The organism is Mycobacterium sp. NAZ190054, assembly GCF_001545925.1.
Lineage (GTDB): Bacteria > Actinomycetota > Actinomycetes > Mycobacteriales > Mycobacteriaceae > Mycobacterium.
In genome coordinates, this window is sequence record NZ_LMVQ01000222.1 from 1 (window position 1) to 5,982 (window position 5,982).

Consider the following 5,982-nt stretch of genomic DNA (forward strand, 5'->3'; position numbering starts at 1 on the left):
CTACGCCCAGCCGGCACCCACGCCGGCCCCACCGCGGGCACGGCCAACGCTGCGGCCAGGGCTGCCGCGGTGGCTGTCAACGCCGAGCGTCGCAACGACGTCGGCGACCCTGTACGGCGCAGGAGATGCTCGTCCGGCTGATCCATGGGGAAGAAACTACCGTGTTGCTGCCGTGACGCAAGTGTGGGGTGCTCAAAATGGGCCGAATCGTTACATTGCTGTCAATCGCATAACAGCAGATGATAGCGATTTATGCTGTTAGCTGGCATGCGCGACCACCCGCGCGTGGCGCGGGTGGTGTCAGGGTACCTGGGCGACCGGTGTCTCTCTCGTACCGTTCATCGCCGCCGAACCATGGCGCGTTACGGGCGGCGCGTCGATTTCGCATCTAGCTACTGTTGAGTAACAATGGCGCCACTCGCTGGGGTTCAGCGTCGAACACAACAGGAGGCCTGCCGATGGATGTGCTGATCACAGGGTGCGACACCGATCTCGGACGCACGATCGCGGAGAACTTCGCCGATGCCGGCCACACCGTCCTCGTCGGCGGTCGCCGCCGCGAGGAGCTCGAGGTACTGGCCAAGGAACTCGACGCCGACGCGCTCGTGTTCGACAACACCGATCCGGCCTCGGTCGCGGAGTTGCACGGCCGGGTGCCGGCCCATCTGGACACCATCATCAACGTGCCCGCGCCGACGTGGACCGTCGGTGATCCCCGCACCTACACGCTGGCCGACCATGCCGCCGAGTGGCGCGCCCTGTTCGACGCGGGCGTGGTGGCCGCGATGCTGACCGTGCAGGTGCTCGGCGACCACATGCGCTCCGGTGGCGCCATCGTCAACGTCATCCCGGACTTCACCCGCGAAGGCGGCGCCGCGGCGGCCGTCAAGGCGGCCGTGTCGGACTGGACCGCCGGTCAGGCCGGCCATTTCGGCATCCGCGGCATCACGGTCAACGCCGTGGCCGTCGGGCGTGCTGTGGAACCCGGATACGACGGACTCGGCGCCACGCCGCCGTCGGTGGCCGCCGAGATCTCCCGCCTGTCGCTGTTCCTGACCACCCCGGCGGCACGTCACATCACCGGGCAGACGCTCCACGTCAGTCACGGCGCACTGGTCAACTTCGGCTGACTCGGCTCGAACCCTCTTCCGCGGGCGTTTATTCCGCGCTTCGCGGCAAGCGAAACGCGCGACGGCGCGCGAAGCATCCTCATAGGGTCATACCCATGACCTTTCGACTCGGACTGCAGATCAACAACTTCTCGTACGGCACCGGCGTACCCGAGCTCTTCCCCACCGTCATCGCCCAGGCCAAGGAAGCCGACGCGGCCGGCTTCGACTCCGTCTTCGTGATGGACCACTTCTACCAACTTCCCGGCATCGGCACCCCGGACCAGCCGATGCTCGAGGCCTACACCGCCCTCGGCGCCCTGGCCACCGTGACCGAGAACGTGCAGCTGGGCACGCTGGTCACCGGCAACACCTACCGCAACCCGACCCTGCTGGCCAAGAACATCACCACCCTTGACGTGATCAGCCAGGGCCGCGCGATACTGGGGATCGGCACCGGCTGGTTCGAGCTCGAACACGACCAGCTCGGGTACGAGTTCGGCACGTTCACCGAGCGGTTCGACAAGCTCGGCGAGGCGCTGCAGATCATCCTCCCGATGATCAAGGGCGAGCGCCCGACCTTCACCGGGCGGTACTACCGCACCCAGGAGGCGATGGCCAATCCCCGTTTCCGCGAGAGCATTCCGCTGATGATCGGCGGCAGCGGCGAGAAGAAGACGATTCCGCTCGCGGCGCGGCACTTCGATCACCTCAACGTGATCGCCGGCTTCGACGAGCTCGCCAAGAAGGTCCAGGTGGTCAGAGAGCGCTGCGAGGAGATCGACCGCGATCCGGCCACGCTGGAGACCAGCATGCTGGTCGGCGTCGTCGTCGGTGACGGCGTCTCCCCGGACTCGATCCCCGAGGATTTCCGGCAGCGGATGGTGGCGGGCACCCCCGATCAGGTGGCCGAGCAGGTCAAGAGCAAGGTGCTCGACGCGGGCATCGACGGCGTCGTCCTCTACGTTCCCACCCAGACGGTCGGCTATCAGCCGGGGCAGATCTCGGCGCTCGGCGAGGTGCTGAAGCCGCTGGTCACGGCGTGATCGCGGCGGTGGGCCATGTCACCGCGCCGCCGGGAAGGGCAGCGACTAAGGTTCTCGTTGTTCGGAATGGGTAAAGAAGGAAGGTCTCAGGACCCCGGCAGGCCCCGACGAGAACCCGACAAGGAGTTGCAATGAGCCATCCCGGAGCCACTCCGTCCGATCGCCACAAGGTGGTGATCATCGGATCGGGATTCGGCGGGTTGACCGCAGCCAAGACACTCAAGAGGGCCGACGTCGACATCAAGATGATCGCCCGCACCACCCACCACCTGTTCCAGCCGCTGCTCTACCAGGTGGCGACCGGCATCATCTCCGAAGGTGAGATCGCCCCCGCCACCCGGGTGATCCTGCGCAAGCAGAAGAACGCGCAGGTGCTGCTCGGCGACGTGACGAGGATCGATCTGAAGTCCAAGACCGTGCGGTCGGAACTGCTCGGGCATACCTACGTGACCCCGTTCGACAGCCTGATCGTCGCCGCCGGCGCCGGCCAGTCGTATTTCGGCAACGACCATTTCGCCGAGTGGGCGCCGGGCATGAAGTCGATCGACGACGCGCTGGAGTTGCGTGGGCGCATTCTCGGCGCATTCGAACAGGCCGAGCGGTCCAGCGATCCGGCCCGCCGCGAGAAGCTGTTGACCTTCGTGGTCGTCGGCGCCGGCCCTACGGGCGTCGAAATGGCCGGGCAGATCGCCGAGTTGGCCGATCACACGCTCAAAGGCGCGTTCCGCCATATCGATTCGACGAAGGCGCGGGTGATCCTGCTCGACGCTGCGCCGGCCGTGCTGCCGCCGATGGGCGAAAAGCTCGGCAAGAAGGCGCAGACCCGGCTGGAGAAGCTCGGGGTCGAGATCCAGCTCAACGCGATGGTCACCGACGTCGACCGCAACGGCATCACCGTCAAGGACCCCGACGGCACCATCCGCCGGATCGAGGCGGCGTGCAAGGTGTGGTCGGCCGGTGTGTCGGCCAGCCCGCTGGGCCGCGACCTCGCCGAGCAGTCCGGCGTCGAACTCGACCGGGCAGGCCGGGTCAAGGTGCTCCCCGACCTGTCGATCCCGGGACATCCCAATGTGTTCGTCGTCGGTGACATGGCCGCCGTCGAAGGCGTTCCGGGCATGGCGCAGGGCGCGATCCAGGGCGGCAAGTACGCGGCCAAGGCGATCGCCGCCGGGATCAAGGGCGCCGATCCCGCCGAGCGTGAGCCGTTCAGCTATTTCGACAAGGGCTCGATGGCCACGGTGTCGCGGTTCAGCGCGGTGGCCAAGATCGGCCCCTTGGAGTTCGGCGGCTTCATCGCGTGGCTGGCCTGGCTGGTGCTGCACCTGGTGTATCTGGTCGGCTTCAAGACCAAGATCGTCACGCTGCTGTCCTGGACGGTGACGTTCCTGTCGACCAAACGCGGTCAGCTGACCATCACCGAACAACAGGCCTACGCGCGGACCCGGATCGAGGAACTCGAGGAGATCGCCGCCTCCGTTCAGGACACCGAGAAGGCAGCCAGTTAGAGCCGATCACCCTGCCAGGTGGTCAGGCAGCCGCCCGCCGCCAGCGCCAGCGTGACCCCTTCGGTTTCCACTTCCCTTATGGGATAGTGCAATTCGCTGACCGCGGCGCGCGGCCCGGCGATCTCGTCATCGGTCCACGACCCGTGGCCGATCTCGACGCGGTGCCGCAGCAGCGGAATCCCGTCCAGGTCCGCGTGCAGCGCTCCGCTCCAGAAGCCCTGTCGTTCACCGCTTCGTCCGATCTGGACGCGTTCGCGGAGTCGCAGCATCCCCGCGGTGCCCAGACTCAGCCGGGTCGAGGCGAAATGCCGTGACGTGGCCGCCACGATCGTCGGCTCCGGGTCGAGGTCGAGGTCACCGGCCACCTCGAGGTCCCAGGTCGCGTGGGATTCGGTGGTCGTCGGTCCCGGCAGCGTGACGGTGGCCGCCACGGTCCGCACCTTCAGCCGCGCGCCGGCCTCGACCACGACGCGCATCCCGATCGCGTCACCGCCCAGCGGGGTGGCCACCGAGGACACCAGATGCACCGTGTCGGGTGCGGTGCGGCGCGCGGCGATCCCGCCGCTGCACTCGATGTGGGGTGCGCGGTCGGGCCTGGCGACGATCACGACGTCCGAACGCACTAGACGGCCTGTGCGACCCGCAGCTGTTCCCGCACCCAGCCGAGCACCGGGGTGGCCGCCGGGTCGGCGGTCAGCGAGATCAGCTCGAACGGACGGTCCCCGCGCACCGCGGCCGCGTCACGCCGCATCACGTCCAGGTCGGCGCCCACCAGTGGGGCGAGATCGGTCTTGTTGATCACCAGCAGATCCGAGAACGTGACACCCGGGCCGCCCTTGCGCGGCACCTTGTCCCCGCCGGCGACGTCGATGACGAAGATCTGCACGTCGACCAGACCCGACGAGAACGTCGCGGTGAGGTTGTCCCCGCCCGATTCGACCAGGATCAGGTCGAGGTCGTCATGTCCTGCGATCAGGTCGTCGATGGCGTCGAGGTTGGCGGTGATGTCGTCGCGGATCGCGGTGTGCGGGCAGCCCCCGGTCTGTACCGCGGCGATGCGGTCGTCGGGCAGGACGGCGTTGCGGCGCAGGAAATCCGCATCCTCGGTGGTGTAGATGTCGTTGGTGAGCACCGCCAACGACAGCTCGTCGCGGAGCTGCCGGCACAGTGCCGCGACCAACGCGGTCTTACCGGAACCCACGGGGCCGCCGACGCCGATACGCAACGGCTCCCCCGGCTGCCGGACCCGGCGGGGCCGATCGGTGTGGCCGTGTGGCTGACCGTCCAGGAAATGCGGTGGCATGGTGGAAACTCTCTACGAGGCGAACAGGGGACGTTCGCGGTCGGCATGACGTTCGGCGAGCATGTCGAGCAGCGGATCGGACAGGTCGGCGAGGTCTTTCGCGGCCTCGGCGGCGGTCTGCTCACACAGCGGGGACAGCGCGAACGTCACCGCGGCGACATCACCGGGATCCAGTGCCAGCAGGCGCTGCGCCGCGGTGGCCGACCCCGTCATCGTCGTGTATACCAGCGACAGCGCGGTGTGGTCGGGTGCCAACCCGCCGGCCCGGCCGACCGAACCGGCGGCCACGGCCAGGTGCGGTGTCGGGCCGAGCGCATCCCAGTCCTGCTCCGGCCAGACCCGGCGCGCCAGCCGCAGCAGACCACGGCCCTGCGCCCGCGAGGCCGCACGTGCCGCGGGAGACGGTGTGCGCGCATCGGTCTCGGCGTCGCCAGCCTGCCCGGCGGCCGCGGGAAGGTACCCGCGGTGCACCGCCGCCGCCAGCGACGCGGTGACCAACCCGCTGGTGCGGATCCGCCGGGACAGGTACGCCTGCAGGGTGACCAGGTCGACCACCAGCCCGCTGGTCACCGCCTCCTCGACGCCGCCGGAGTGCACGTGCCCACCGGTCGGCAACCGTGAATCCGAAAGTGCCAGCAGCGTACTGAGGTTGGCCATCAGAACAGGAAATAACGCTGCGCCATCGGAAGTTCGGCGGCGGGCTGCTCCTGCCAGACCTCGCCGTCGATACGCACCGTGAAGGTGTCCGGGTCCACCTCGATGTCGGGGGTCGCGTCGTTGCGCGGCATCTGGGCCTTCCCGATACCCCGCACGTTGCCGACCGCGGCCAGCCGGCGGTTCACCGCGATCCGGTCCGCCAGGCCGTCCTCGATCGCCTGCGGGGCGACGAAGTGCAGCGACGTCGCGTACACCCACCAGATCGGCACCGCGAGCGCCTCGGATCCGAGGATGAACTTGTCGACGCCGATCATCGCGTCCGACACCGCGAAACACACCGCCCCCAGCGCGGTCCACGGGGT

The 5,982-nt window shown here is 68.3% G+C and carries 7 protein-coding genes; 3 read left to right on the plus strand and 4 right to left on the minus strand.

Going from position 1 to position 5,982, the window contains the following annotated elements; all coding sequences use genetic code 11:
- Positions 1-458: 458 nt before the first annotated feature.
- The 3 genes from ASJ79_RS16160 to ASJ79_RS16170 all read left to right on the plus strand — a co-directional run bounded on the left by ASJ79_RS16160 (position 459) and on the right by ASJ79_RS16170 (position 3,660).
- On the plus strand, positions 459-1,130 hold the full coding sequence (locus ASJ79_RS16160; protein WP_067956969.1) for an SDR family oxidoreductase: 672 nt from the start codon (positions 459-461) through the stop codon (positions 1,128-1,130).
- Positions 1,131-1,225: 95 nt separating this feature from the next.
- Positions 1,226-2,155, plus strand: a complete 930-nt coding sequence (locus tag ASJ79_RS16165; protein ID WP_067956971.1) for an LLM class F420-dependent oxidoreductase — start codon at positions 1,226-1,228, stop codon at positions 2,153-2,155.
- Between the two features lie 131 nt (positions 2,156-2,286).
- On the plus strand, positions 2,287-3,660 hold the full coding sequence (locus ASJ79_RS16170) for an NAD(P)/FAD-dependent oxidoreductase (protein WP_067956973.1): 1,374 nt from the start codon (positions 2,287-2,289) through the stop codon (positions 3,658-3,660).
- Here the strand turns inward: ASJ79_RS16170 and ASJ79_RS16175 are convergent.
- The 4 genes from ASJ79_RS16175 to ASJ79_RS16190 form a co-directional block, all read right to left on the minus strand.
- On the minus strand, positions 3,657-4,283 hold the full coding sequence (locus ASJ79_RS16175) for an urease accessory protein UreD (RefSeq protein WP_067956975.1): 627 nt from the start codon (positions 4,281-4,283) through the stop codon (positions 3,657-3,659). The two genes, ASJ79_RS16170 and ASJ79_RS16175, sit on opposite strands and share 4 nt — an antisense overlap.
- On the minus strand, positions 4,283-4,963 hold the full coding sequence (gene ureG, locus ASJ79_RS16180; protein ID WP_067956977.1) for an urease accessory protein UreG: 681 nt from the start codon (positions 4,961-4,963) through the stop codon (positions 4,283-4,285). The genes ASJ79_RS16175 and ureG overlap by 1 nt, the downstream gene beginning before the upstream one ends.
- Positions 4,964-4,975: 12 nt before the next feature.
- Positions 4,976-5,620 (minus strand): urease accessory protein UreF, encoded by a 645-nt coding sequence (locus ASJ79_RS16185; RefSeq protein ID WP_067956980.1) that lies wholly within the window; start codon positions 5,618-5,620, stop codon positions 4,976-4,978.
- On the minus strand, positions 5,620-5,982 hold a 363-nt coding region (locus ASJ79_RS16190), incomplete at its 5' end, for a lysoplasmalogenase family protein (protein WP_231750872.1). The genes ASJ79_RS16185 and ASJ79_RS16190, both read right to left, overlap by 1 nt.

Bases quoted from the DNA above. Each gene is read 5' to 3' on its own strand.
- ASJ79_RS16165 (WP_067956971.1), top strand. From the start codon at position 1,226: ATGACCTTTCGACTCGGACTGCAGATCAACAACTTCTCGTACGGCACC.
- ASJ79_RS16170 (WP_067956973.1), top strand. From the start codon at position 2,287: ATGAGCCATCCCGGAGCCACTCCGTCCGATCGCCACAAGGTGGTGATC.
- ASJ79_RS16185 (WP_067956980.1), bottom strand. From the start codon at position 5,620: ATGGCCAACCTCAGTACGCTGCTGGCACTTTCGGATTCACGGTTGCCG.
- ureG (WP_067956977.1), bottom strand. From the start codon at position 4,963: ATGCCACCGCATTTCCTGGACGGTCAGCCACACGGCCACACCGATCGG.
- ASJ79_RS16160 (WP_067956969.1), top strand. From the start codon at position 459: ATGGATGTGCTGATCACAGGGTGCGACACCGATCTCGGACGCACGATC.